Below are 25,182 nucleotides of genomic sequence, written 5' to 3' on the forward strand. Positions count from 1 at the left end.
ACTGTTTTTGAGGTGCAGATTCTAGCAAATATTTGCTTATCTAAGTTATACTTTTCATAACAATGAAGAGAGGGTTGACATAATGCTTAAAGATCAAAAAATTGCAGTAACAATTGCAGGTAATGACAGTGATGGGAGTGCAGGAATGCCAGCAGATTTGCACTCATTCTATGCTCGTGGTGTTTATGGCATGGGATTAATGACCGCTGCAGTTGCAGGAAACACGAAGGGGATTTTTGCGCAGCAGATTATGCCGCTTGATTTTATTCAAAAGCAGTTTGATGTGTTGAACGACGACTTTAAGATTAATGCGACTAAAACGGGGATGCTCGCCAACAAGGAAATCATCGACTGTGTGGCAGATAATTTAACCAAATACAACATGGGCAAAATTGTGCTTGATCCAGTTATCATTACTAAACACGGTGCAACCTTGCTTGATGATGATGCCTATCAAACCTTCCTAAACCGCTTATTGCCATTAGCCGATGTGATTACGCCTAACTTTTATGAGCAACAAAAATTAACTGGCATGAAACTAGACACTAAGGAAGAGATTCATGCAGGCGCTAAGAAGTTGCAAGATATGGGTGCTAAGAATGTCCTGATGAAAGGTCGTCATGATGGTAGTCAAACTGAAGTAACCGATATTTTGCTTACAGAAGACGGTGAATTCCATGAATTTACAAAACCATACTTCAAGACTGACCGCGTAAATGGTACTGGTGACACTTTATCTGCGGTAATTGCAGCTGAACTGGCTAAAGGCAACTCTGTTTTAGATGCTGTAAAAATTGGTAAGGACTTTACTTACGATGCAATTTCACATCCAATTGACGTTGGTTCTAAATGGGGTCCAATCAATCACTTGGCAGCACAAGAAGAAAACGTAGAATAAATTATCATATCAAGCAAATAAGCATCTAGTTTTTTTCAACTAGATGCTTATTTTTAATGCTCTTGCTTGTATTTTCTTACTCTAAGATACGACGAAATCATTGTCGCTAAAAAGATAATATCTAATGGAATTGGGACAACTAATAAGAATAATGCTCCAGCACCATAATTTAAGTACATGTATAAATTAATACCAGCAATTACTAGAAATTGGATCAGAATGTCCCAATATCCCACTTTTTCGATATATAGCATTTTGTATTTGCGATAAGCAGGTGTGAAAGATAACACTAGCATGGCTATCACAAAGATTATTCCAATTATTGTAGCAACATTCATATTCATTACGCCTTGATAATAATTAATGATTCAATTTTAAAATACCATGATTTACAGCTCATCTAATGAAAATGCTAATATATTAGCATTTTTAATTGCTTGGCTATTTTGGAAAATAAATTTCATTAACTTGATTATAAGCTGTCTCAAATCCTGATTCTAAATCCAATAAGTTTTCAAACTTTAAGAAACTGAATTGCTTTAATACTTTCGTATTATCTTTGGTAAAAACATACTCGATTAAACTATGCATAAAATTATATCTGATTCGTTCAAAGGAATATCTATCTGATATTTGATCTGAATTTTTGCTTAAAAGTGAATCCAATTTTTGTGCTAAATCAATGTCTTTTTTAATAAGTACAAATAACGCATTAATTAGTGTATTTAAAACTGAAGTAGTCCATTCTTTATTGCTAGTAGAATGTCCCTGGGCATAGTAATTAAGTGAATAGGCTAATTCATAAATTCTTCTTGCATCTAAAATACTTTGCGTATTCCCAAAAAGATAAATATCTTCGTAATGCCAACATTCATTTTCACTTAGCACCTTATTAAAATAAGAATTTAGTCTAAATTTGTCCCTTTTGCTAGTTAAATCTATTCCTGTTAGATCTAATAAACCGTTACAAGCAATACATGCCTGAATAAAAGCTACTTCATCCATAATATTATTATGACTTATATTCAGAAATCGTTGTGCATATTGATACAGCTCATCTGTTTTATCATTCACATATGCGGTAGAAATTTCACGGGTAATTCGCCGAAGATAATCTGAAACACTATTTTCTAAAAAATCAATTGGGCTGGCAACATTTGCACGTTTAGCGCTCTTGATCTTGGTACACTGGGAATGTACTACCAGCCAAGCGCATTAAAGAACGTCTCCAAAAGTAGTCACGCCCTTCTTATTTACACTTGTACACTGGTGTCAGTGTACGCACATAATTATATCAAAACGAGGCGATTAAATCGTCTCATTTTTTGTTTTCTATTAATCCCGATGATAATTAATTGCAAACAGAATCAATTCAATCACTATTAGCAATGTCCAAAGGGTGAGCAAGACAATAGCTACTAATATTAGTGCAGATACTAAAGTATTTACTCCACTATTTTTGGCAAGTATAATTCCCCCAGCTAAGAATACAGCTCCTAGTACCCAGAGTAGCACCATCGTAATTTTCATCAGCTGATGTTCCGTCTTCATTTCAATGTAGTTGTCACGTTCATCATCATCGTCCGGCGTTCCTACATCCTTCGCTATAGCATAGTCACCCAAAGTGACCAACAATAGTAATACTGTCCAAATTACATCCTTCAAAATCTGTCCCCAGCCAGCGTCATTCAACAAGTGCTGTCCTAATATGAATAACTGGAACAATGTTAATATAATGAAAATACCCGCACCAAGGTAGTATTTCATTCGTTTACGTTTATTCGCTTTGCTCATTTTCAACATACTCCTTTAAACAAAAAAGCATCTCAATATCTGTCCCAAATAATTGAGCTAACTTATAAGCTAAAACAATCGACGGTTTATATTTGCCCTTTTCCACTGAAATAATTGTCCGTTCAGTAACACCAACCTTCTCTGCTACTTCTCGCTGAATCAGACCAGCCTTTTTACGTTCTTCTTTCACCAAATTTTTGATACGATCATCTTCTTTATACAGAAAACATGAAGTCTGCTTCATGTAGTATGCTTCATATTTTAATTAGATATTTAAAATTTTGCAAGTAGATAAGTTTTAGTCTCAAAACCTTTTCTCGCAAAATCCAACCATTTTACGTTATACTAAAACCAATGAATTTCTAGTAAATAAGGGACGATAAAATGAGCGATAAATTAATCAAAATTGCATATCTTTACGAAGATTTGATGAATACCTACGGCGACTCTGGCGATGTTAAGATCCTCAAGTTTTTGTTAAAACGTGAAGGCTATGACACCCAAGTTGATAATATTTCATTAGGCGATGAATTCAACGCCTTTGACTATGACTTTGTTTTCTTCGGTGGTGGTCAAGACTTTGAACAAACTGTAGTTGCCAAGGACTTGCCTCGTCATAAAGAAACACTTGAAAAATACATTAACGATGACAACCCAATGTTGTGTATCTGCGGTGGCTATCAATTAATGGGTAGCTATTACAAGACTAATTCAGGCATAACCATCCCTGGTTTGGATATTTTGCCATTGCACACTGTCTTCAAGTCAGATAAGCGAATGATCGGCGATACGCGTTATATGACCGAATGGGGCGAAGTTAAGGCTTTTGAAAACCACTCAGGTCAAACTTACTTTGATAATAAGGACAAGCTGCATCCCCTTGGCGACATGATCGAAGGCTACGGCAATAACCCTCAAGATCACGTTGAAGGCTTGCGTTACCGCAACTTCATCGGTTCATATTCACATGGTCCACTGCTCAAGAACACTAACGTAGCAAATGCTATTGTTAAGCTAATCATTGAGCGACACGATGAACGAATGAACAAGCAAGAAAAAGTTACAGAATAAAAAATAAGCTCAATCGGTTAATTCCGATTGAGCTTTTAGTTTATCTTCAAATTAGTTTAAAACGCGTTTAGCAGCTGATGGATAGAAGTATACGCTCAAAGCTTGCTTTCTAACGCCTTGGCTAGGAGTTGCGGCATGAACGTATTGACCATTACCAACATAGATACCAACGTGGTAAGGAGAAGAAGCAGAACCCCAGAACAATAAGTCACCCTTCTTAAGGTGTTTCATTGAAACACGCTTACCCTTAGTAACTTGACCATAAGTAGTTCTAGGCAAAGTCTTGTTAGCTGCCTTCTTGTAAACGTATTGAGCTAAGCCTGAGCAGTCAAAAGCTGATGGGCCAGTAGCACCATAAACGTAACGCTTGCCAACTTGCTTCTTAGCAAGTTTAACAATTGCTTCACGCTTTTCTGTTTTGCTTTGACTTGCTGCTTGCACAGTTTGATTTTGAACAGGTACATTAATTAATGAAATACCTGTAAAGAATAATGATAAAACTGCGGCAAACTTAACTAAACTACGTCTAAATTCCAATTTATTTTTCTCCTTAACATTTCTTCTAGAGTCAAATGATGTGCTTCATCACTCAACGATTTAAATAATACCGAAGAAATGTTACAGGTTTGTTTTAAAAATACTACTATAAAATTAAGCTATGTAACAAAGTTTGTAATTTAGTTACTTTGATTGTGAATCTTATTCTTCTTTTTCTTGGGTGTCATATTCAAAGCCATAGCTGCTACAACAACTAAAACAGAGCCAACCCAATCCATTGGCATCATTAGCAAACCAAAGCATAAAACCGACCCTACTGTTGCAGAAAATGGTTCAAAAGCATCGAGTAAGCTAGCTGTTGATGGAATAACATAGCGTAGTGCATTAGCCATAATTTGAAACGGAATAATCGTCCCAATGACAATTACTGCCCCAGTATAAAACCAAACTGCTGGCTTATTAGGAATAGCTTGAAATTGCGGATGAATAATAACCAAACTCAAGCCGGCAAAAAGCATCCCCCAGCCTGTTACAACCATAGCGGAAACTCTTTTAACAATATTAACTGGAATCAAAGTGTAAGTAGCTTCACCCACTGCTGAAAGCAAGCCCCAAAATAAGGCAACTGGCGTAATAGCTAAATGATTAAATTGACCGTGTGTTGATAACAAAAATACGCCAATAAACGCACAGATCGCTGCAATAATATCCAGCCTACGCATAATTTGCTTATGAGTGAAAGCTAAATACCCCAGTACAAAGAATGGGCCAATAAATTGTAAGATTGTGGCAATTGATGCATTGGCTACTTGAATACACATAAAATAGAACAATTGAACCGGCAACAAACCGAAAATGCCATATGCTAAAATCACCAAAGCATCATGTTTATTCTTTAATGTAGCAAGCGGCTTCTGCTTAAACACCGCTGCTAAAATAAGTAAAACTATTCCTGAAACTATTAATCTAATTTGCGTCAACCACATGGGAGTAATTTTGCCGCTGATATTAAATAAACCTTTCGCAAAAAGTCCTGAAATCCCCCACATAGTCGCAGCTAATGCCGCTAAAAACGTCCATAATCTTCGTACTTTTGGATTAACCATTATTGCGCCTCTCTCCCTTTCATCAATTTATTAAATCACAAAAATAAGGATACTTGATAAGTATCCTTAAAAATTATCTATGTGCGTTTGTCTTCGGCTTTTTCTTAGGAGCAATATTCAAAGCCATCGCAGCCAAAACAACTAAAATCGAACCGATCCAATCCATTGGCGTCATAACCAAACCAAAACAAAGAACTGAACCCACCGTAGCAGAGAATGGTTCAAAAGCATCAAGCAAACTAGCCGTTGAAGCCTTGATAAATCTTAATGAATTAGTCATCAACTGGAATGGAATCAAGGTTCCAATGATAATTACCGCTGCAACGTCAAGCCAAACATGAGGCGTATTAGGAATATGTGGCATTTGCGGATGGACAATCATCAAGCAGATTCCAGCAGACAAAAGTCCCCAACCTGTAACGACTAAACTTGATACACGTTTTAATACACCAATTGGAATCAGCGTATTAGTTGCAACACCAACAGCTGAAAGCAAGCCCCAGAATAAAACGCTTGGCGTAATGGCAAAATGATTGAAATGTCCGTGCGTTGCAAGCAATACAACACCTATAAAAGCACAAATAGCAGCGATCACATCAATACGACGCATTACTTGCTTATGCGTAAATGCTAAATACGCCATAACGAAGAATGGACCAACAAACTGCAAAATTGTGGCAATTGATGCATTCGCTTGCTTAACTACAATAAAGTAAAATAATTGCACGGGTAATAATCCAAAGACCCCATAGGCAATAATTACCCAAGCATCATGTTTATTTTTCATTGTAGCTATTGGCTTTTGCTTCAAAAAACCAGCTATAATCAGCAAAATAATACCAGAAGTGACCATTCTAATTTGTGATAGCCACATTGGCGTAATATCTGAACTTATATTGAATAAACTCTTGGCAAATAAGCCTGAGATACCCCACATAACACAGGCTAAAGCTGCCAAAAATGCCCAAAGACGGCGTTGTTTTTGTGTAACCATTTCTTCTTAATCCTTATTTTCAAACTAGCAATTATCATCATAACAAAAACGGACTAGTACAAGCTAGTCCGTTAATTTTTTATTCATTTTTGATATCAGTTTTACTAGGCACTAATTGCATAAATGTAGCGACAACAATCAGTAAACCACCAAGCATATCTATTGGTCCGAAATCTGCATGAAGTAGCGTAACTGACAGAATCGTAGCAATCAATGGTTCAAATGCCCCTAGCATCCCCACAGTTGCCGGTTCAATATATTGCACACTAGAAAGATACATTGTATAAGCTAATAGAGTACCACCAATAATAATGTAGACAATCATCCACATATCAATAGACGTAAGCTTAGGCATTGGTTCATTAAAATAAATCGGAATAAAGGCTAACCCTGAAATGAACATTGCTGCTCCTACTACAGGAATTGTGCCATATTTTTTAAACAAATTGCCTGGCATAACGGTATTAATTGCTTCAGAAAGTGCAGCAATCAATCCCCATAAACAAGCCATAGGTGACAAGGCAAGCTGATCAAAGCGTCCACCTGTAGCCAAAATAAAGGTTACACCTACTGCAACCAAAATAGAAATAGCATCTATTCGCCGTGGCAACATTTTACTGCGAATTGATGAATAAAGAATAATGAAGACTGGCGCTAAAAACTGAATTACAGTAGCTGTTGGAGCATTACTATATTTCACAGCCACAAAGTAAGATAGCTGCGAGCTACCCATTCCTAAAAAGGCAAAAAGAATTAACATAATTAATGCCTTTTTATCATGGAACATTGCCTTGACTTGATCTAAGTATTTATAACAAGCATAAATTATTAACAGTAAGCCCGAAAAAATCAACCGTAGACCAACAAGCCATGAAGTATCGACATTGCTGTTAGCAAACAAAAATTCAACTGCTGTACCTGATGCTCCCCAAAAACATGCACCGACTACAGCCAAAGTAATCCCGCGATAACGCTGATTCACATTTTCACATCCCTTAAGTTTAATGTGTTTCATTCTAACATATTGCTTAAGAGATACTCAAATTCGTTATAACTGATTCAACTTATAAAGAAGATAACCGCTTCCGCTTACTACTAAACCAATTAGATAGAGTAGCCATGCTCCGGGATGAAAGGCAAACAATACTAGGGATAAAAAGGCGGAGGCTACACTAGCGTTACGAGTTAATCGCTTTTTACCAAACAACAGTCCTAACATGATGCCTGCCATAGTAAAAACATAGAAAGTATCAGCATACATCATCATATTTTCCATAATGGCAGTTTCACCAGGTTGAATCTTGCTGGCTAAATCAACAAAGATTTTTTCGCAAGAAATAGCAGAAATAATGAAAGAAACACATACTGTTATGAAGCTTAATGTACGAAAGAAAGCCTTTTGCTTCTGAATTGGCGTTTCTTCCATGAATGTTTTGAGAAAGAAAGTATGATCCTTCTTTGTAGCAACAATTCGCCCTGCTTTTTTATCACGCCAAGTAAGAAACCAGCCAATAGCCAAAAATACAAGGACTCCAATAAATTGAATTGTCAAAAGTCTACAAAAGACAGGAATATCATAAATCACAGTAATTGCTAGAATTACCGCATAAAGCAATTCCGCAAACAGCATTATGCGATTGCGTTTTTTATCTTTAAAAACTTTTTGAAAGACTTTGGAATTAGGATTAATCATAATGCTACCCCCCTAAAGCTTAGTCTGCAATGATAAAGCAATAACTCCAACGCTACCTACAATGCCGACAAGCGCAGGAATTAACATGCTGTTTTGAACAAAGATAATTGCTACCAAAGAAACTAACGCAATAAATCCACTAATCCTCATTGCCTTCTTATTTGCGCCAATAATTATCACGTCAATTGCTAATAATAAAATGATGACTAGAAAATCACCATAAAGCGTAACATTTTCAACTAAACTAGAATCCAGTGGTTTTTGCCAAATATCGTTCCACAATTGACGCGCAAAAACAATGGCGGCTCCAAGGACTACCCAAAAGTCGATCATCTCGAACATCCGGATAAAGAATAGTTTATTGAATCTAATGCTGGTAACGGTATCCCAAAGACTATCGTGTTGTTTAAACTTAACAGTAGCACCTTTTTTATCAAAGACCCAACCTATTACCAAGTATGCTAGAACTACTATCCCTTGAAAAACAATTAAATGCATAAAAAGCGGAAAGTAGAATACCAACGCAAGCAGTAAAATGGCTACATAGATAAGTTCTCCAATTAAAATTTGTTTGCCCCACTTGCGGTTACGAAGCCAACCAGTGAGCTCCCCCTTGTTCATGTGATCGTCTATATGTCCATTCATAATTCTCACCTACTTTTTAATAATTATCTAATTTACTAGAATTATATTACTATTTTTTGAATTGTCTATTACTTTTTTAAAAAATAAAAAAGGCAAAATCACATCCTCAATTATGGTTAATATTTATGCGAAATATATACATTTTCAGTACTTTAATCGGTATAATTATCTTCAGATATATGCATTTAAAGGAGAAGAAAATGCTAAATCCTATTTTTATTACATTTTTAATCTTTCTACTATTTCTAGGACGTTTTCTCTGGGTTATAACTCATGAACGTAGATCACTTCATGCTGGGGTCAGTCTAGTCATAGCACTTTTTACTTTGGCTATTTTTATTGCCACTGTATTACTGAATATCGCTGACTTTGATCCACATTATAAAGATTGGATTTTACCACTCTTTGTAACTGTCTTTATTATTATTGCTGTTGGAACAATTACCTTCATTCTAACTTTGATTATCATGTTCATCTATGATGGCATCGTCATTATTCGCAAAGAAGGTAATCGCTGGACCAACTATCTTTCTTTAGGGATGGGAATTGCAATTATTTTCTTTCTCTTCTTTTTCCCACAGATAGGGCGCTTCACTAGCAGCAATTGGCTTAGTTATCCTTATGTTTTTTTGACATTAGTTATTCTTTACTTGATAACAATTATGATGATGTTCACCCTGACTTCTTGGATCAACTTGGTTAATTGGCACGTACAGCATCTTGATTATGTAGTAGTTTTAGGGGCAGGCATTATGGGTAAAACCGTTACTCCACTTCTTGCTTCTAGAATTTCCCGGGGAATAGAAATCTATCACAAAAATCCTGGTTCCAAATTAATCATGTCTGGTGGTCAAGGCCCAGGTGAAGATATCCCTGAAGCTGAAGCAATGGCTGAATACGCAATGAATGCCGGTGTACCTAAAGCCGACATTATTATTGAAAATAAATCCAGAACCACTAATGAAAATCTTCGCTTCTCGCATGCATTGATGAAACCAGATAGCAAATTTTGTATTGTTACTAGCTCCTATCACGTTTATAGAGCTTTAGTTTTAGCAAAAAGACAGGGATTAAAATGCATCGGCTATGGTGCTAAAACAAAATGGTATTTTACCTTAAATGCCTTTGTTCGTGAATTCATTGCATACTTAGTAATTACTAAAAAAATGCAAACGATCATAATTGGCACTTTAGCAGCCGTCATTATCTTGCTTGCAATATTCAGCTTATAGTAAAAAGAGATCGGAAAAACCGATCTCTTTTTTACATATAACCTTCTTCATTCAAATTAAGAAAGATGACATTTGGCGCTGGCGTAGTTTCCTGCGTTATTTTGTTATACTTTCCACCATAATAATCATAGCGAAACTTACCTTTGCCAAACGGATCAATTCGACAGAGAAAGATCACGTACGCGGCCTTAAATTCTTCTTCCGGACAACCAAGACCACCAAAAATTATTTCTTCTTGATAGCCATTCGCAATCTCCAGAATGTTTTCATCTGGTTCCTGCGATCCTACTTGGATAATTAAACCGTATTTATTACGTTCTTTATCTCGTGCAATCACATGTACGACAGCTTTTTTATTCAAAACATTTTTATTTTGATCATCAAGTGATTGAACTTCCTGAATATCAAGTTCAGGCAACATTCTTTGGACTGCTGAAAGCAATCTATCATTGTATTTTTTCATAATTCCAGCAGTTAAATGATCCACCATTGTTGGTGTAATCTCATTTTCCAACATAAAAAAAATCCTCATTTCAAAAAATTAGAGATTTTATCCTCTATTATTTATTACGCAAAAAATACGTAAAATTTTTTGAAAATAGGATTTTTTAGTTAATTTTCTTTTCTAAAAAATGGACTAAGCAAGGCAACTAATAAGCCGTAAATGAAGTACCAGCGATAGATATCGACTAAATCTTGATTTTGCATCCATAAAATCAGAGCAATTACTGCTAACAATGCTCCTAAAAAGATAGTTGAGCCCATGTTTTTATCGGTAAAAAAGCTAGCGCCTGCACCTAAAGAAATTAAAGCAATTATACTGAAAAGAACAATAATTACTGGTCCTTTAGTTTGAACATCAACATTGAGCAGTGATGCATCAGTAAATAATTGCCATACAAGAAAACCTGCTAAAGCAATGCCAGCTAGTAATATGATTAATCTAACAATGAATGAAATAAATCTCTTCATGATATTTCCCCCGTAACATGTTCTCATTGTACCAAAAAAGCGTTTGGATTTTCTCCAAACGCTCTTCGATTTATTTTTTAATTTAGTCTAAGCCACATTTCTTGAAAATGTCATCCACATAACGCAAGTGATAGTGATAATCAAAAGCATCATCGACATCTTCTTTAGAAAGATAGTTCATGATTTCGCTATTTTCTACTAAAGGCTTAAATTGCTTTTGCTCATTCCATGACTTAGCAGTTAACTTTTGTACCATATCATAGGCTTTTTCACGTGATAAACCAGCTTCGTCAATCAGCTTAAGCAAAACACGTTGTGAGTAGATCAAACCATAAGTACGTCCCATATTCTTAAGCATTGTTTCTGGGAAAACATCCAAATTGCTCAAAATACGATTAAAGCGATGCAACATGTAGTCAATACCAATAGTCGTATCTGGCAAAATAATTCGCTCAGCACTTGAGTGAGAAATATCACGTTCATGCCATAATGCCACATCTTCATATGCTGTAACAATATGACCACGCATTACCCGAGCCATACCACACAAGTTTTCTGAACCAATTGGGTTACGCTTATGAGGCATTGCAGATGAACCTTTTTGTCCAGCACGGAAATGTTCTTCCACTTCATGAATTTCGCTTCTTTGAAGTCCGCGAATTTCAGTTGCCCAGTTTTCAATGCTTGTAGCAATCAAAGCCAACATAGCTATATATTCAGCATGTAAATCCCGTGGCAAAACTTGACTAGTGATTGGTTGTTGAGTTAAGCCTAATTGCTTCATCACACTAGTTTCGATTTGAGGCGGTACGTTAGCAAAAGTACCAACAGCACCTGAAATTTTACCCGATTCAACGCCTTTAGCAGCGTGTTCGAAGCGATCAATATCACGGTTAATTTCAGCATACCAACGAGCAAGCTTTAATCCAAATGTAGTTGGTTCAGCTTGAACACCGTGAGTACGACCCATTTCTACAGTATATTTGTACTTTCTAGCTTTTTCCACAATGGTCTCTTTCAGTTCATGCAAATCTTTTCTGATAATGTTATCAGCCTGCTTAAGCAAAAGTCCTTGGGCTGTATCTACCACATCAGTTGAAGTTAAGCCAAAGTGAACCCACTTCTTTTCAGGGCCAAGGCTTTCAGAGACTGTACGCGTAAATGCGACCACATCATGGTGTGTAACTTGTTCGAGTTCAGCTACACGTTCTGCAGTAAAACTAGCATTCTTAGCAATCTTTTCTGCATCTTCTTTAGGGACTTCGCCTTCTTCAGCCCAAGCTTTGGTAGCAGCAATTTCTACCTCTAACCAAGCCGCATACTTATTTTCATCAGTCCAAATTTTCCCCATTTCAGGGCGAGTATAACGATCAATCATAGATTACATTTCCCATGGATTCTTCAATACAATAGTTTGTTCACGGTCTGGGCCAACTGAAACAGTTACTAATGGCACACCAACCAATTCTGAAACACGGTTCAAGAACTTCTTAGCATTCTCTGGAAGTGCATCCCAAGTCTTAACTTGAGTAATATCTTCATCCCAAGCTGGAAGTTCTTCATAAACAGGTTTGCAACGGTAAAGTTCCTTCAAACTTGCTGGGTAATAATCAATCTTCTTGCCATCAAGTTCGTAAGCAGTAGCAATCTTAATCTTGTCAAAGCCTGAGAAAACATCGAGCAAGTTCAAGCTCAAACCATTAATGCCTGATACACGCTTAGCGTGACGTAAAGCAACTGAGTCAAACCAACCAACACGACGTGGACGACCAGTAACAGTACCATATTCATGAGCAGTATCACGAATACGGTCACCTACTTCATCCTTTAATTCAGTTGGGAATGGACCTTCACCAACACGAGTGGTGTAAGCTTTGCAGACACCGATTACAGTGTTCAAACGGTTAGCACCCATCCCAATACCTGAGCAGATACCACCTGAAATAGTATTAGATGAAGTTACGTATGGGTAAGTACCTTCATCAATATCAAGCATGGTACCTTGTGCGCCTTCGAAAAGAACTTTTTCATTATGGTCAAGTGCATCATTAACCAAAACAGAAGTATCAGTAACGTACTTCTTCATCTTTTGACCATATTCATAGTACTTTTCAAAAATATCTTCAAACTTAAGAGCTGGCTTACCATAAACCTTGGTAAATAATTCATTCTTCAACTTTAAGTTAAGACGTAATTTTTCTTCAAAAGTATCTTTTTCAAGCAAATCACAAACGCGAATACCAATTCTTGAAGCCTTGTCCATGTAAGTTGGTCCAATACCATTCTTAGTAGTACCAATCTTATTAGCACCCTTAGCTTCTTCTTGATATTCATCTTGCTTAACGTCGTAAGGCATGATGATGTTAGCACGGTTAGAAATTCTTAACTTGCTGATATCAATTCCATTCTTTTCCAAGTTATCAAGTTCACCAAACATAACCTCTGGGTTGATAACCACACCGTTACCAATTACGGCACCCTTAGAAGCAGCAAAAATACCAGATGGAATTAAACGCATCTTGAATTCTTTGCCATTAATATCAATAGTATGGCCGGCATTGTTACCACCATTTGAACGAACTGCCATAGCGGCATCTTTACTCAAAAAGTCAGTAATCTTACCTTTACCTTCATCGCCCCATTGACTACCTACGACTGCACCTGCTGTCATTTGAAATTCACCTCATAAAAAATCTCTATAAATATTACGTAAGCTAGTCTAGCAATTTAATATTTAATAGTCAATGCAAAATCCGAATTATTTTATTTTTAAATTATTTCATAGTTCGATTTTTATATTGACAAAACGCTTTTTATCCCATATAGTAGGTCTCGTTTGGTAAGCAATTTACAAGGGAGCATTTTAAATTGAGTAATTATTTCAGTATGGAAGCCTTTGATTATGATGATATTCAACTTATTCCTAACAAAGGTATCATCAAAAGCCGTCGTGACGCTGATACTAGTGTAAAGTTCGGAAGCCGAACATTTAAAATACCAGTTGTACCGGCTAATATGGAAAGCGTCATTAATGATGATTTAGCCATTTGGTTAGCAGAAAATGGTTATTATTATGTAATGCACCGCTTTGAACCAGAAAAACGCATCCCCTTCATTAAGATGATGCATAAAAAAGGTCTCTTCGCTTCAATTTCAGTTGGTATTAAAGACAGCGAATACGACTTTATTGATGAATTGGTTAAACAAAATTTGAAGCCAGAATACATCACCATCGACGTAGCCCATGGTCATTCCGTTTACGTTATCAAGATGATCAAGTATATTAAAGAAAAATTGCCTGAATCATTCTTAACTGCAGGCAACATCGCTACGCCTGAAGCAGTCCGTGAACTTGAAAATGCCGGTGCGGACGCAACTAAAGTTGGTGTTGGTCCCGGTCGTGCATGTATTACTAAGCTTAAAACTGGTTTCGGTACAGGCGGTTGGCAATTAGCAGCTCTCAGAATGTGTAGCAAAGTTGCTTCCAAGCCATTAATTGCAGATGGTGGTATTCGCCATAACGGTGATATTGCTAAGTCTGTACGCTTTGGTGCTACGATGGTCATGATTGGTTCAATGCTGGCTGGGCACAAAGAATCTCCAGGTAATGTGATCAAAATTGATGGCAAAACTTACAAGCAATATTGGGGTTCAGCTTCCGAAGTACAAAAAGGTGCTTACAGAAACGTAGAAGGCAAGCAAATGTTAGTCCCATACCGTGGTTCAATTAAAGATACTTTGCGTGAAATGCAAGAAGACTTACAATCTTCAATTTCCTACGCTGGTGGTCGCGACCTTAACTCCATCAAGTTAGTAGACTATGTTATCGTTAAGGATAATATTTTTGATGGTGACAAATAATAAGCATATTCTAATCATTTATATTGCAAATTAATTATTTTCTTGTTAATATTTTTAGATAATATAGTTTTATTGGATTTTTTCGATAAAATAATATGGGTCTAGTTACTGTAGGGTAGTCAGTAGCTAGGCTTTTTTCTTGCTCTTTGTTATTTTCAAAAATTAATTGGACATTATTAGTATTTATGTTATACTAATTGAGTTGATAGATGCGCCCTTAGCGCAACTGGATAGAGTGTCTGACTACGAATCAGAAGGTTGAAGGTTCAAATCCTTCAGGGCGCACTTAAAAACGGGAAATGGCTCAGTTTGGTAGAGCACCTGGTTTGGGACCAGGGGGTCGCAGGTTCGAATCCTGTTTTCCCGATAGTATAAAAAGAAGCATTTCCTAGGAAATGCTTCTTTTTTATTATTCTTGTTTATTCGATTTTCTGAAGATTACCCGTGTATCAGAACCAATATAATCTAACAGGGCTAAATCATAATTCTTTACTTGCCCTAATACATTTACTTTTTGATCACATGGCAAGTCACGTTTGGTAATCTCAATCTCACCTTCATAACGTTGATACAGATTATTATCAATCGTTACGCTGCCGTTGGGGCGAGCATAAATATTATCTTGTGGCTCAGTAGGAAGAATTCTCTTCTCTCTACTCTCCCGTAATCTAACTACATCACGAGCTACATCTGGGCGGTTATGCCATTCATTTTCAAATAATTCTGGAATCTCTGTATCCAAATGTAACGTAATGGCATTTTCTTTTTCATAATTAGTAATCGTTTCAATTGCATCCCTAGTTAATTGAGGATCACCCACAAAGATATAGTCACAATCATATCTCTTTAATTCTAGAATTGCAGCCAATGGATTTTCATATCTTTGTTTTTCCAAGGTAGGCAAACCAGCAAAAATTGGGCCACGCAATTTGCCATTTCCTGCAATAAAAGCAGCCGTCTTTAAATTATATTTATGCAGCCACTTATTCTTTTCATGCATCCAATGAGCTTCCAATCCAGTCTCAGGACGCGGATAGAAATTATGTCCTGCCGTTAATTTTTCAAAATTTGCATTACTGTATTTCAGATTATCAATATCATCTTGCGTAATCGTGCTGGCATTTAAAACAACCGGCATTTCTTTTGACAGTTTAGCAATCATTTCGCTAGAAAAGCCGTCATCAACACGAATTCCGGTTAAATTAAGACTTTTAATCTGTTGCACACTGTTCACATTAATGTCCAAATTCTGCAAGATTGTTTCAGATACATCTGCAATAATTTTTAAATCCAGTTTCTGACACCAACTGGTCAGATCACCTAATCTATTTAAAATTGTTTCACTATCAGCCTCAGGAACATCAAGTTGCGTAAACACACACGCAAACCCACTATTCCGCATCATTAATAAATAATTGTAATCTTCAGACGTTAATTCATGTCCGAGATAAACAGAAAAACCTAGCATTCTTATCCTCTTAAAAAGTCCTTTACTTTCTTTGATATCTATAGGTAAACCGCTTTCTAATTAATGATAGCACAATTTTTTCTTGCTTTTTTGTTCAAATTAATGTTAAATACATATAAACAAATTAAAAAGCAATGAAAAAGACGAGTAAATAATTCCATTCTTTTCAGTGAATTAGTGCCAGTGTGAAGCTAATAGACCCTGGATTATTGAAAAACACTTTTAGCAGCTCACCGAACTAACAATTCTTATAGTAGGTTGAGACGTCTCCGGTACGTTACCACGCCGGTGGAGCATGATAGTGCTTCATGAGGAGGTCTATATTAGACAATCTGGGTGGTACCGCGGAAAAAAGCCTTTCGTCCCTGACAATTAGGGAGCGAAGGGCTTTTTCTTTACTCTCAACTAAAAAATATTTTTTAGAAAGAGGATTACTATGGAACTTATTTTACCTAAAGATTATCATCCAACATTAACTGTTCGCGATACTGAAGCAGCAATCGTCTTCATTCGTGAGACTTTCCAAGACAAACTTGCTTCTATTCTAGGCGTTCAAAGAATGTCTGCTCCAATGTTTGTTGAAAAGAGCACTGGGTTAAATGACAACTTAAACGGAGTTGAACGTCCTGTAGCCTTCGATATGAAGGCAATGCCTAAGGATGACACTATCGAGGTCGTTCATTCTCTTGCTAAGTGGAAAAGATTAGCTCTTAAGAGATACGGCTTTGGTATGCACGAAGGTCTTTATACTAACATGAACGCTATTCGTCGTGACGAAGACCTTGATAATTTCCACTCTATCTATGTTGATCAATGGGATTGGGAAAAGATCATCCGCAAGGAAGAACGCAATACTGATACTTTGGAAATTACTGTTAACAAGATTTTTAAAGCAATCAAAGAAACTGAAAAGCTAGTTTCAGCTCGCTACCCTGGTTCTACCTACCGTCTTGGCGATCACGTTTCATTTATTACTACCCAAGAATTAGAAGATCGTTGGCCAGACCTTTCCCCAGAAGAACGTGAAAACAAGATCGCTAAAGAAGAAAAAGCAGTCTTCATTATGAAGATCGGTGACAAACTAAAGCGTAGCGGTAAGCCACATGATGGTCGCGCGCCTGACTACGATGATTGGCAATTGAACGGTGACTTAATCTTCTGGTATGAACCTCTTCAAAGCAAATTGGAAATTTCTTCAATGGGTATCCGTGTTAGCGAAGAAAGCTTGCGTGAACAATTGAAGAAAGCCCACTGTGAAGAACGTGCCAAGTTGCCATTCCACCAAATGCTTTTGAAAGGCGAATTGCCATACACTATTGGTGGCGGGATTGGTCAATCACGTCTCTGCATGCTTTTACTTGGCAAGGCTCATATTGGCGAAGTACAAGCCAGTATCTGGCCTAAAGACATGGTTAAAAAATGTGAAGCAGACGATATTCGCTTGCTGTAATTTAGAAATCCGAGAAACTTCTCGGATTTTTTAGTAGTTGCAAGTTATAACACGTTATAACAAAAATGCATTAGATAAGATTAGAAAGGACAAAGCATAATGAAAAAAGAACTTAAAGTTAGAAGAATTGGTAATTCTCTTGGTAGTATCTTTCCAAAAAGTTAGGGTGTTGCAGAAGGCGCTAAATTAGAATATAAAATAGACAAACAGCATCATCAAGTTATTATTGATTTAAATTCTACAGACATAAAGCATGATCGTGATCTTATTGAACAAAGTTTTGAAGATTTTAAGCATGGTGACTGGTTCGATGAAAAGGAAATGAAAGCAAAGTTTGGAAAATATGGTTGGGGTAAATAATGTATCAAATACAATACAGTAAGAACTTCGTGAATTCATTTACTCAAACTATCACTTATTGGCAAGATGAATTGCAGTTACCAGATGCTTATATTCAGAGATACACTTCATTGGTATCCAAAAGTATTTCTCTTTTACATGAATTTCCTCCCATGTATCAAGATGTCAGCTCAATTTATCATTTTTCTACTCCCACTTACCGAATTACTATTGGTAAGAAATATGCTATCTTTTACAGAGTGAATGAAAAAGAAAAGAAAGTTTTAATTGGTAGTTTTTTTAATAATAAACAAATGAAAGTGGATTTTTAAAAAGCATCCCTACGAAACTCATTGTTTCAAAGGATGCTTCATTTTTTGTCAAATCGATGATCAGGTAAATCAATAAAATACTTGTGCCCACCTAGGTCACTTTCAACATGCTGATAAACCTCAATTAAAGCGTAATAAGTGAAAACATAAATCAAGTAGAGTATGCCTAAGAAAATAAAGTAAGCAATTAAATTCCAACACAAAAAGAAAAGACTCAGACTTGGTAAAACAACTGTACTGATACCCACCACGATATAAAAATGGGACCAATTGCGTAATTGAACCCGAAGGAGCACCATACAGTTTTCCACTACTCTGCTACTTAAGTAACAAAAACTAATGAATGATAAATTTGTCAGAAATTTTAAAAATCCAAACCTGACTAATACCCAACTTTGTACGCCAGTCGTAACACCAGCCAAAATAATAAAAAACCACATCAACAAACGATTTAGATTATCTCGTTCATGAGTAACTATTTGTTCACGAGGATTAAAACTAATCCGGTCAGCTAACCAGTTATAGCCATCGATGAAGTAATAAAAGTTGGCAATAAAGCCAATCTCTATAAAAAAGACGAGGAAGCCGTGCATGATAAGTGAGAACACCAGAATGAGCATCCCTAAAATACCCAACCAAGGGAGCACCAAGCCAATTTTACGAGAGCGAATAAATCTTTGAGTTTTAAGATTCAACTGCATATTTTTTCTAGCCATTTTCTCACTCCCGTTCATTTTCATTTATATTACTCGCGGGATATTAAAATTTTAATATTTTTTAATATATTTCTTATAAAAAAGCACCCCTACAAAACTCATTGTCTCAAGGGATGCTTTATTACTATCTAATTTTTCCGTTCACCTTTAGAAATCCAAGCCATAATCAATGGCAAAATTACAAAGCCGAAGATCATCATCACAATAGCGTACCAGTTAACACCAACAATTTTACCTGCCGCATTAGCCACGCCAAATTGTGCCTGCCAGTTATATTCAATTAGTAAGAACACTACAATCACTATTGATAAAATTGGCACAACGACATCCGTAACGACATTCTTGTCAGCCTTTAATACATTTTCTTTAGCCTTGTCACGATAGAATTGGATAACTGCTAGAGGAACCACGATAAAGCCTAAGAAGCGAACCATCGCACTCAAAGTAATCAGGTTGACCATGTTATATTCAAAGGCCATCGGAATTAAAATTGCTAGAGCTACTGAGATAAAGAAGGTTCTAATTGGAAAATTATTCTTCGTTCTCTTAGTAAGTGCCTTTGACATCTGTCCTTCACGTGCCATTGCTTCCAAGATACGAGGAGCGTTGAAACTAGAAGCTACATTGATGCCAAACATGGATACTAATGCACCAACCAAGATCACATCACGTAAGATTTTATTATCAAAAATAGCTGCAATAGCAACAACCTGTTTAGTCGTCATTAATGCCTTAGGATTAAGCACCATTGCGACCGCTACAACGCCAATATATACAATAGCAATTACTAAAATTGCCAAAGGAATCGCACGGGGCAAGTTTTTCTCAGGATCCTTCATATCCTCTGAACCTGAAGCTACTGACTCAAAACCAGTAAAAGCATAAAACGCCGAGACAATTGCCATAACGAATGTAGTAGTGGTCAAAGTAGGCACAATTTTTTGTCCACCTTGCGTAATCTGATCAACTTCACTTAAATTGCTTGAAGCACCCGTTGCAATCAACAACACAACACCGGCAACGATAATTAAAACTAAAGCAGCTAGTTTGCCAATCGTAGCTAAATTCATGACCCATTTTAATACTCGTTGACCAAACAAATTAATGATCGTAATAATCGCCATTAAGACTAAGAAGCCAACCGTTACGTTTAGAGTTTTGTTAGGGTCACCACCAAAAATTGAAATCATGGACTTGATAACTCCGACCGCCATAACGCCCCATGCAACGCTGGCTGAAAAGTACCGTAACACGCCCATATAAAAGCCGACTTTTTTGCCAAAGGCTGCTTTGGAATAAGCATAAGCGGCACCTGACTTCGTTACATACTTTGATGCGGCCGCAAAAGAAATTGCCAGGATTGCCGCAAAAATCGCTGCAATAAAGTAAACGATTAAGGCCTTGGAACCAGCTTGTTGAACCACACTACCTGGTGTTAAGAAAATTCCTGAACCAATGATAGCGTTAATGGCTAACAGCACAATTGACCAGAAGCCTAATTTATCTCCTGTTTTCTCACTCAATTTTGCATCCCTCTTATTTTGCATTTTCAATTACAAATTTAAATAAGTTATTCATAAACTGGACATGCGAATTACGGTGCAGCATTTCTGGATGCCATTGAACCGCAATTACATTGCCCTTTTTATTTTCTAATCCTTCAACCACACCATCTGGGGCCACAGCAGAAGCAATCAAATCTGGAGCAACATCTTTAATCAATTGATGGTGGAAAGAATTAACTTGAAATTCGGTTTTGCCTAAAATTTTTGCTAGTTTGCTATTAGGTTTAACTTTCATTCCGTGAGTTGGCAAGTCTGAAGTATGACCTTGCATATGCTTTAATGTTAATTCCTTACGGTAAGAAAGATCTTGATATAATGTTCCGCCATGAGCAACATTGATAATTTGCGCGCCACGACAGATGCCCAATACCGGGATGCCATTTTCCTCAGCTAATTTAAGCAAAAGCATATCAAAATGATCACGTGCAGGCCAAGTAGCTCCTATTTTTTGAAGAGGTTCTTCACCATAATTATGAGGATCAACATCATGTCCACCTGAAAGGATTAGTCCTTGAACATTATTCAGTTGTTCTCTAACTACATCATCATTCTCATTAAAGGGAATAATGTATGGTACACCACCGTTTTGGACCACTGAATCAACATAATCTTCATTTACGTAGCTACGATGATATCCTGGAAAAATACCTCCATCGTCAATAAGTACTGAACCTGAAATTCCAATGATTGGTTTGTTCATACTTGCACTCCTCCCCTACTTACTTTTAGTATGTAGTTTACATTATAAATAAATTAATAAAAAAGTACAATTAAATTTATTAATTGTACCCATAACTTTCATTTATTCCTTAACATCCCCGCGATGTTTAATTACATAAACCAGTGCTGCAATAATTAACACAGCTGCACCAACTGTAACTGAAATCTGCGTCTCTGGATTAATAAACATAAACACCACAATCACTACCAGCATAACTAATGCAAAATAGTTTGAGTATGGATAAAGCGGCAATTTAAACGGATGCTCCTTCATCAATTCTGGGTTCTTTCTTCTAAAACGCAATTCAGCTAGCAAAATTACGAACCAGGCCACCATCCCTGGCAAAACAGACGAACTATACACGATAACGAAAACATTTGCCAAAGATTTATTCAAAAACTGGGCTAACACATTAAGCATAAAGCCAATAAAGATTCCACTAGTAATTCCTATGATCGCATGACTTGGTACGATTCGCTTTGAAACATAGCCAAATGTCTTAGGGGCTTCACCCTCATGTGCTAGTTTATAGAGCATTCTACTAGATGAATAAATTCCAGAATTTGCTCCAGATAATGCTGCTGTTAAAACAACAAAGTTAATCACGGAAGCAGCTGCAGTGATTCCCACCTTGGCAAAAGTAGTAACAAATGGTGATCCCATGCTATCCAACTTATTCCATGGATAAATCGTCACAATGACAAAGATAGCACCAACATAGAAAATCAAAATTCGCCATAACACTGACTTCACGCTTTTGACAATCGCTTTATGTGGATTAGAAACTTCACCAGCAGAAATTCCAATTAACTCGATTCCCTCATAAGAACCAACAATAATTGCCATTGAGAAAAAGAAACCTTTTATACCACCGGTAAAGAAACCACCGTGACTCCATAGATTAGAAAAACCAACTGGATGACCGCCATTGCCAAAACCAAATAGGATTACGCTAAGTCCCAATAAAATCATTAAGATGATCGTAACCACTTTGATCATCGCAAACCAGAATTCCAACGTTGCATATGCACGTGCGCTAGCCAAGTTAGCGATCAGTAAAAACAGAATAATAATTATTCCGGCAATCCAGTCTGATGTTCCTTTCCACCAGAAACGTAGGTACTCCGTAGTGGCTACAACTTCAGAGATACCAACAACGATATATTGAAAAACGTTGGCCCATTCTGCTAAATATCCAGCGATGGGATGCACATGATCTGCCGCATAATCCGCAAATGATCCAGTACCCGGATCAACATACAACATTTCCCCTAAAGCACGCATAACAATGTACAAAATAACGCCAACAAAAATATAAGCCAATAATACTGATGGGCCTGTCCACTTAATTGTGGAACTAGCACCCATGAATAAACCGACACCGATGGCTCCTCCTAACGAGATCATTTCCATCTGACCGGCAGTCATTGATCGTTTTAATTCAGGTGCCTTTTTTGCCATATAAAACTCCCCTTCTTTAGTATTTCCTAGGAAATACTTTCTCTTTTATGTACAAAATTATAGCTAATTGCTAAAATTGCAACAAATATAATCGAAATAATTAATGCCAACTGTGTTGCTTTCACAAAGAATAATAAAATTAATACTGCAACATAAAATGCGATTGTCAACCAACTAGTTAATGGATAGCCCGGCATTTTGAACTCGCCTAAGTTGTCCTTGTTCTTGCTTCTATAAACGACGTGAGCAAACATTATAAACAGCCACACAATTACGAAACAGATTGTCGAAACAGTTGAAACTACATCAAAAATTCTGGCTGGCATAATATAATTTAATATTACCACTACAAACAAAATCAATGATGAAGCCATCAAAGCTCGCTTAGGAATCGCTTTTTTGGTAAGTTTTCTAAGTGATTTAGGTGCATGCCCATTACATGCTAATGAATAAAGCGACCGACTCGTTGAAAAGATCGCACTGTTAGTTGCTGATAAGGCAGCAGTTAAAACCACAAAATTTAGGATCCCTGCTGCAGCGGTTACGCCAATTCCAGTAAAGACTTGAACAAATGGACTTGAAGTCGTTTTAATTTGATTCCAAGGATAAACTGACATAATTACCAACATTGAGCCAACATAAAAGAGACCAATTCTTACAGGCAACGTATTAATTGCTTTAGGAATATCCTGATGTGGATTAGCAGTTTCACTCGCAGTTTGCCCTACAATTTCTACCCCAACAAAGGCAAAAACTACCATTTGGAAAGATAGTAGGAATCCCCATGTCCCCGTTGGGAAAAAGCCACCATGATTAACTAAATTAACTAATGATACATTGCCGCCTTTAACTGAAGTCTGCAATAAGATCATCACAATTCCCGTAATGATTAATGCTACAATCGCTAGGACCTTAATTAAAGAAAACCAGCTTTCTAGTTCACCAAACAAGCCCACATTCACCATATTAATGAACATTAATAAAATTACGATTGCGAGCGGACCTACCCATTGAGGAAGCCAAGGGAACCAATAACGTAAATAGATTCCTGTTGCAGTTAAATCTGCCATGGCCAAACTAAGCCAGCAAGCCCAGTAAGTCCATCCTGCTACAAATTCTGCACGTTTACCTAAATACTTTTTGATCGCTTCTAAAAATGAATGGCTATCTGGATCAACCAAAATTAATTCACCCAATGCCCGCATCATAAAGAAGGTAATTACCCCCACAATCAAGTATGACAGAATAATTGAAGGGCCTGCGCTATGAATAGCTGAACCTGAGCCTAAAAATAAGCCTGTACCTATAGCTCCTCCAATTGCAATCATGGTTACATGACGACTTTTTAGTCCACGTTTTAACTTTGTTTTCTTATCCATAGCTACTCTCACCTTCCATAAGTAGAAAAAGGAGCGACCATTTCGAAATGAAACAGTCGCTCCATCAAAATTTTCTCTTTTTGTTTTGAATTATAAGACCTACTTACTATTTGTGCAATAACTTTTTATTTTTAATACGATTATTTAAGTAAGCTGTACAAATTAAAATAGCAATAATAATTAAAACAAACACAATAGTAGTGAAAGTAATTACCCCAAACAATGGAGTACATGCAAGAACTTCAATAATTACTAAACCAGTAGTAATCCAAGTTACTCGACCATGATAAAAATTGAACCAATTAATTATTGCATAGATCATATCGAGAATAACTAGGAACAAAATACCATAAACAAATAGGTATTGACCCCATTCAGGGAAAGACCAAATTAATGCTCCACTAACTTCGAGCATGACAATGAGTAAAAATGCAATAATTCCAATTTCGAAATTTAGTATTATCCGCATAAAAATTAACAACAAGTCTAGATTATTGTGTTGCGCACCCAAATTAAAGTAAATCAAGCCTAGAATCCCTGGTGAAGCTAGCAAAACAATGATTAATGAATGAACTATTCCTTCACCCATATAAATTCCAAGTGGAATTCCTGTAACAGCTTGAGCAATGGTAAAAATAATTGTAATTACCATTGAGGCAATCATTATGACTCGAATCCAACCACGCTTATTTTCAAACCAGACTGTTAAAGCAGTGATCAAGTAAAGTACCCCATAAATGGCTACTATTACTGTTTCCTTTCCAGGCCATTGAACTGCAAACGTTAAAACAGCTGAAGCTAAAGCCAAAATGGTTAAAATTATTTTGATGATTAAATCTAATTTTTTCCTATTCATAATTCCTATCTCTTCAATTGAATCATATTAGTTTTATTATACAAAAGATCGATATGGACGCAAAAAAAGGATATTCCCGAGAGAATATCCTTTTTAATATATTTTCATTACGCGTGGTGCTAGTTAAATCG

27 protein-coding genes, 2 tRNA genes and 1 other annotated feature are annotated in these 25,182 nt (G+C 36.6%); of the genes, 8 read left to right on the forward strand and 21 right to left on the reverse strand.

Going from position 1 to position 25,182, the window contains the following annotated elements; translation table 11 throughout:
• The first annotated feature begins 82 nt into the window (after positions 1 to 82).
• Entirely contained in the window at positions 83 to 898 is an 816-nt protein-coding gene (gene thiD, locus FC57_RS06285; protein WP_007125967.1) for a bifunctional hydroxymethylpyrimidine kinase/phosphomethylpyrimidine kinase, read from the forward strand.
• Between the two features lie 53 nt (positions 899 to 951).
• Here thiD and FC57_RS06290 read toward each other — a convergent pair whose 3' ends face one another.
• The 4 genes from FC57_RS06290 to FC57_RS06305 all read right to left on the reverse strand — a co-directional run bounded on the left by FC57_RS06290 (position 952) and on the right by FC57_RS06305 (position 2,936).
• Positions 952 to 1,236 (reverse strand): hypothetical protein, encoded by a 285-nt coding sequence (locus FC57_RS06290; protein ID WP_007125966.1) that lies wholly within the window; start codon positions 1,234 to 1,236, stop codon positions 952 to 954.
• 103 nt (positions 1,237 to 1,339) lie between these two features.
• Complete coding sequence (locus FC57_RS06295; protein ID WP_187364792.1) at positions 1,340 to 1,903, reverse strand: Rgg family transcriptional regulator; 564 nt, start codon at positions 1,901 to 1,903, stop codon at positions 1,340 to 1,342.
• Positions 1,904 to 2,233: 330 nt separating this feature from the next.
• Positions 2,234 to 2,692, reverse strand: a complete 459-nt coding sequence (locus FC57_RS06300) for a hypothetical protein (protein ID WP_052536205.1) — start codon at positions 2,690 to 2,692, stop codon at positions 2,234 to 2,236.
• The gene (locus tag FC57_RS06305; RefSeq protein ID WP_007125963.1) at positions 2,676 to 2,936 is read right to left on the reverse strand and encodes a helix-turn-helix transcriptional regulator; all 261 of its coding nucleotides are present in this window, start codon (positions 2,934 to 2,936) and stop codon (positions 2,676 to 2,678) included. Before FC57_RS06305 ends, FC57_RS06300 begins: the two co-directional genes overlap by 17 nt.
• A 140-nt stretch (positions 2,937 to 3,076) precedes the next feature.
• On the opposite strand from FC57_RS06305, the gene FC57_RS06310 reads away from it, so the two are divergent.
• A complete protein-coding gene (locus FC57_RS06310) occupies positions 3,077 to 3,763 on the forward strand; it encodes a type 1 glutamine amidotransferase (protein WP_007125962.1) in 687 nt (228 codons plus the stop codon).
• Between the two features lie 51 nt (positions 3,764 to 3,814).
• Here the strand turns inward: FC57_RS06310 and FC57_RS06315 are convergent, their stop codons facing one another.
• The 6 genes from FC57_RS06315 to FC57_RS06340 form a co-directional block, all read right to left on the reverse strand.
• Positions 3,815 to 4,300 (reverse strand): C40 family peptidase, encoded by a 486-nt coding sequence (locus tag FC57_RS06315; protein WP_007125961.1) that lies wholly within the window; start codon positions 4,298 to 4,300, stop codon positions 3,815 to 3,817.
• A gap of 140 nt (positions 4,301 to 4,440) precedes the next feature.
• Positions 4,441 to 5,367 carry an EamA family transporter gene (locus FC57_RS06320; protein WP_007125960.1) on the reverse strand — a complete coding sequence of 309 codons (927 nt, stop codon included), beginning with the start codon at positions 5,365 to 5,367 and terminating at the stop codon, positions 4,441 to 4,443.
• A gap of 73 nt (positions 5,368 to 5,440) precedes the next feature.
• Entirely contained in the window at positions 5,441 to 6,361 is a 921-nt protein-coding gene (locus FC57_RS06325) for a DMT family transporter (protein ID WP_007125959.1), read from the reverse strand.
• A 79-nt stretch (positions 6,362 to 6,440) separates the two neighbouring features.
• Positions 6,441 to 7,376, reverse strand: a complete 936-nt coding sequence (locus FC57_RS06330; protein ID WP_007125958.1) for a DMT family transporter — start codon at positions 7,374 to 7,376, stop codon at positions 6,441 to 6,443.
• Positions 7,377 to 7,409: 33 nt separating this feature from the next.
• The gene (locus FC57_RS06335; RefSeq protein ID WP_007125957.1) at positions 7,410 to 8,054 is read right to left on the reverse strand and encodes a hypothetical protein; all 645 of its coding nucleotides are present in this window, start codon (positions 8,052 to 8,054) and stop codon (positions 7,410 to 7,412) included.
• A gap of 12 nt (positions 8,055 to 8,066) precedes the next feature.
• Positions 8,067 to 8,699: a hypothetical protein gene (locus FC57_RS06340; RefSeq protein WP_007125956.1), complete on the reverse strand. Its 633-nt coding sequence runs from the start codon at positions 8,697 to 8,699 to the stop codon at positions 8,067 to 8,069.
• A 200-nt stretch (positions 8,700 to 8,899) separates the two neighbouring features.
• On the opposite strand from FC57_RS06340, the gene FC57_RS06345 reads away from it, so the two are divergent.
• Positions 8,900 to 9,931 carry a YdcF family protein gene (locus FC57_RS06345; RefSeq protein WP_040529521.1) on the forward strand — a complete coding sequence of 344 codons (1,032 nt, stop codon included), beginning with the start codon at positions 8,900 to 8,902 and terminating at the stop codon, positions 9,929 to 9,931.
• A gap of 31 nt (positions 9,932 to 9,962) precedes the next feature.
• Here the strand turns inward: FC57_RS06345 and FC57_RS06350 are convergent, their stop codons facing one another.
• From FC57_RS06350 to FC57_RS06365, 4 genes are all read right to left on the reverse strand, one after another.
• Complete coding sequence (locus FC57_RS06350) at positions 9,963 to 10,448, reverse strand: hypothetical protein (protein WP_007125954.1); 486 nt, start codon at positions 10,446 to 10,448, stop codon at positions 9,963 to 9,965.
• 95 nt (positions 10,449 to 10,543) lie between these two features.
• Positions 10,544 to 10,903, reverse strand: coding sequence for a hypothetical protein (locus FC57_RS06355; protein WP_007125953.1), 360 nt, complete (start codon positions 10,901 to 10,903; stop codon positions 10,544 to 10,546).
• Positions 10,904 to 10,985: 82 nt separating this feature from the next.
• Complete coding sequence (purB, locus tag FC57_RS06360) at positions 10,986 to 12,281, reverse strand: adenylosuccinate lyase (RefSeq protein ID WP_007125952.1); 1,296 nt, start codon at positions 12,279 to 12,281, stop codon at positions 10,986 to 10,988.
• A 3-nt stretch (positions 12,282 to 12,284) separates the two neighbouring features.
• Positions 12,285 to 13,574 carry an adenylosuccinate synthase gene (locus FC57_RS06365; RefSeq protein ID WP_007125951.1) on the reverse strand — a complete coding sequence of 430 codons (1,290 nt, stop codon included), beginning with the start codon at positions 13,572 to 13,574 and terminating at the stop codon, positions 12,285 to 12,287.
• A gap of 197 nt (positions 13,575 to 13,771) precedes the next feature.
• Between FC57_RS06365 and FC57_RS06370 the strand changes: the two genes are divergently transcribed.
• The 3 genes from FC57_RS06370 (at position 13,772) to FC57_RS06380 (ending at position 15,131) form a co-directional block, all read left to right on the forward strand.
• The gene (locus FC57_RS06370) at positions 13,772 to 14,764 is read left to right on the forward strand and encodes a GMP reductase (protein WP_007125950.1); all 993 of its coding nucleotides are present in this window, start codon (positions 13,772 to 13,774) and stop codon (positions 14,762 to 14,764) included.
• Positions 14,765 to 14,975: 211 nt separating this feature from the next.
• Positions 14,976 to 15,049: transfer RNA gene (locus tag FC57_RS06375), tRNA-Arg, on the forward strand.
• An 8-nt stretch (positions 15,050 to 15,057) separates the two neighbouring features.
• Positions 15,058 to 15,131, forward strand: a tRNA-Pro gene (locus tag FC57_RS06380).
• Positions 15,132 to 15,173: 42 nt separating this feature from the next.
• Here the strand turns inward: FC57_RS06380 and FC57_RS06385 are convergent.
• A complete protein-coding gene (locus FC57_RS06385) occupies positions 15,174 to 16,232 on the reverse strand; it encodes a DUF871 domain-containing protein (protein WP_007125949.1) in 1,059 nt (352 codons plus the stop codon).
• Between the two features lie 125 nt (positions 16,233 to 16,357).
• Positions 16,358 to 16,602: a binding site (T-box leader), on the forward strand.
• 66 nt (positions 16,603 to 16,668) lie between these two features.
• Here FC57_RS06385 and asnA point away from each other — a divergent pair.
• Entirely contained in the window at positions 16,669 to 17,682 is a 1,014-nt protein-coding gene (gene asnA, locus FC57_RS06390) for an aspartate--ammonia ligase (RefSeq protein ID WP_007125948.1), read from the forward strand.
• Between the two features lie 359 nt (positions 17,683 to 18,041).
• The gene (locus FC57_RS06395; protein WP_007125947.1) at positions 18,042 to 18,353 is read left to right on the forward strand and encodes a type II toxin-antitoxin system RelE/ParE family toxin; all 312 of its coding nucleotides are present in this window, start codon (positions 18,042 to 18,044) and stop codon (positions 18,351 to 18,353) included.
• A gap of 38 nt (positions 18,354 to 18,391) precedes the next feature.
• Here FC57_RS06395 and FC57_RS06400 read toward each other — a convergent pair whose 3' ends face one another.
• From FC57_RS06400 to FC57_RS06425, 6 genes are all read right to left on the reverse strand, one after another.
• A complete protein-coding gene (locus tag FC57_RS06400; RefSeq protein ID WP_040529631.1) occupies positions 18,392 to 19,069 on the reverse strand; it encodes a hypothetical protein in 678 nt (225 codons plus the stop codon).
• 128 nt (positions 19,070 to 19,197) lie between these two features.
• Complete coding sequence (locus FC57_RS06405) at positions 19,198 to 20,592, reverse strand: APC family permease (RefSeq protein WP_040529519.1); 1,395 nt, start codon at positions 20,590 to 20,592, stop codon at positions 19,198 to 19,200.
• A gap of 13 nt (positions 20,593 to 20,605) precedes the next feature.
• Positions 20,606 to 21,334, reverse strand: a complete 729-nt coding sequence (locus FC57_RS06410; RefSeq protein ID WP_007125944.1) for a gamma-glutamyl-gamma-aminobutyrate hydrolase family protein — start codon at positions 21,332 to 21,334, stop codon at positions 20,606 to 20,608.
• Between the two features lie 102 nt (positions 21,335 to 21,436).
• The gene (locus tag FC57_RS06415) at positions 21,437 to 22,816 is read right to left on the reverse strand and encodes an amino acid permease (protein WP_007125943.1); all 1,380 of its coding nucleotides are present in this window, start codon (positions 22,814 to 22,816) and stop codon (positions 21,437 to 21,439) included.
• 26 nt (positions 22,817 to 22,842) lie between these two features.
• The gene (locus FC57_RS06420; RefSeq protein WP_040529517.1) at positions 22,843 to 24,195 is read right to left on the reverse strand and encodes an amino acid permease; all 1,353 of its coding nucleotides are present in this window, start codon (positions 24,193 to 24,195) and stop codon (positions 22,843 to 22,845) included.
• A 106-nt stretch (positions 24,196 to 24,301) separates the two neighbouring features.
• Positions 24,302 to 25,051, reverse strand: a complete 750-nt coding sequence (locus FC57_RS06425) for a hypothetical protein (protein WP_007125941.1) — start codon at positions 25,049 to 25,051, stop codon at positions 24,302 to 24,304.
• Positions 25,052 to 25,182 lie beyond the last annotated feature (131 nt).

Origin of the sequence: Lactobacillus ultunensis DSM 16047 (assembly GCF_001436305.1) — a bacterium.
GTDB lineage: Bacteria > Bacillota > Bacilli > Lactobacillales > Lactobacillaceae > Lactobacillus > Lactobacillus ultunensis.

Excerpts from the sequence above, each read along its gene's own strand:
- FC57_RS06295 (WP_187364792.1), bottom strand. The coding sequence starts at position 1,903 with ATGGATGAAGTAGCTTTTATTCAGGCATGTATTGCTTGTAACGGTTTA.
- FC57_RS06400 (WP_040529631.1), bottom strand. The coding sequence starts at position 19,069 with ATGGCTAGAAAAAATATGCAGTTGAATCTTAAAACTCAAAGATTTATT.
- FC57_RS06325 (WP_007125959.1), bottom strand. The coding sequence starts at position 6,361 with ATGGTTACACAAAAACAACGCCGTCTTTGGGCATTTTTGGCAGCTTTA.
- FC57_RS06395 (WP_007125947.1), top strand. The coding sequence starts at position 18,042 with ATGTATCAAATACAATACAGTAAGAACTTCGTGAATTCATTTACTCAA.
- FC57_RS06300 (WP_052536205.1), bottom strand. The coding sequence starts at position 2,692 with ATGAGCAAAGCGAATAAACGTAAACGAATGAAATACTACCTTGGTGCG.
- FC57_RS06290 (WP_007125966.1), bottom strand. The coding sequence starts at position 1,236 with ATGAATGTTGCTACAATAATTGGAATAATCTTTGTGATAGCCATGCTA.
- FC57_RS06365 (WP_007125951.1), bottom strand. The coding sequence starts at position 13,574 with ATGACAGCAGGTGCAGTCGTAGGTAGTCAATGGGGCGATGAAGGTAAA.
- FC57_RS06310 (WP_007125962.1), top strand. The coding sequence starts at position 3,077 with ATGAGCGATAAATTAATCAAAATTGCATATCTTTACGAAGATTTGATG.
- FC57_RS06425 (WP_007125941.1), bottom strand. The coding sequence starts at position 25,051 with ATGAATAGGAAAAAATTAGATTTAATCATCAAAATAATTTTAACCATT.
- FC57_RS06410 (WP_007125944.1), bottom strand. The coding sequence starts at position 21,334 with ATGAACAAACCAATCATTGGAATTTCAGGTTCAGTACTTATTGACGAT.
- purB (WP_007125952.1), bottom strand. The coding sequence starts at position 12,281 with ATGATTGATCGTTATACTCGCCCTGAAATGGGGAAAATTTGGACTGAT.
- FC57_RS06420 (WP_040529517.1), bottom strand. The coding sequence starts at position 24,195 with ATGGATAAGAAAACAAAGTTAAAACGTGGACTAAAAAGTCGTCATGTA.
- FC57_RS06320 (WP_007125960.1), bottom strand. The coding sequence starts at position 5,367 with ATGGTTAATCCAAAAGTACGAAGATTATGGACGTTTTTAGCGGCATTA.
- FC57_RS06340 (WP_007125956.1), bottom strand. The coding sequence starts at position 8,699 with ATGAATGGACATATAGACGATCACATGAACAAGGGGGAGCTCACTGGT.
- FC57_RS06305 (WP_007125963.1), bottom strand. The coding sequence starts at position 2,936 with ATGAAGCAGACTTCATGTTTTCTGTATAAAGAAGATGATCGTATCAAA.
- FC57_RS06415 (WP_007125943.1), bottom strand. The coding sequence starts at position 22,816 with ATGGCAAAAAAGGCACCTGAATTAAAACGATCAATGACTGCCGGTCAG.
- FC57_RS06385 (WP_007125949.1), bottom strand. The coding sequence starts at position 16,232 with ATGCTAGGTTTTTCTGTTTATCTCGGACATGAATTAACGTCTGAAGAT.
- asnA (WP_007125948.1), top strand. The coding sequence starts at position 16,669 with ATGGAACTTATTTTACCTAAAGATTATCATCCAACATTAACTGTTCGC.
- FC57_RS06330 (WP_007125958.1), bottom strand. The coding sequence starts at position 7,376 with ATGAAACACATTAAACTTAAGGGATGTGAAAATGTGAATCAGCGTTAT.
- thiD (WP_007125967.1), top strand. The coding sequence starts at position 83 with ATGCTTAAAGATCAAAAAATTGCAGTAACAATTGCAGGTAATGACAGT.
- FC57_RS06355 (WP_007125953.1), bottom strand. The coding sequence starts at position 10,903 with ATGAAGAGATTTATTTCATTCATTGTTAGATTAATCATATTACTAGCT.
- FC57_RS06345 (WP_040529521.1), top strand. The coding sequence starts at position 8,900 with ATGCTAAATCCTATTTTTATTACATTTTTAATCTTTCTACTATTTCTA.
- FC57_RS06350 (WP_007125954.1), bottom strand. The coding sequence starts at position 10,448 with ATGTTGGAAAATGAGATTACACCAACAATGGTGGATCATTTAACTGCT.
- FC57_RS06335 (WP_007125957.1), bottom strand. The coding sequence starts at position 8,054 with ATGATTAATCCTAATTCCAAAGTCTTTCAAAAAGTTTTTAAAGATAAA.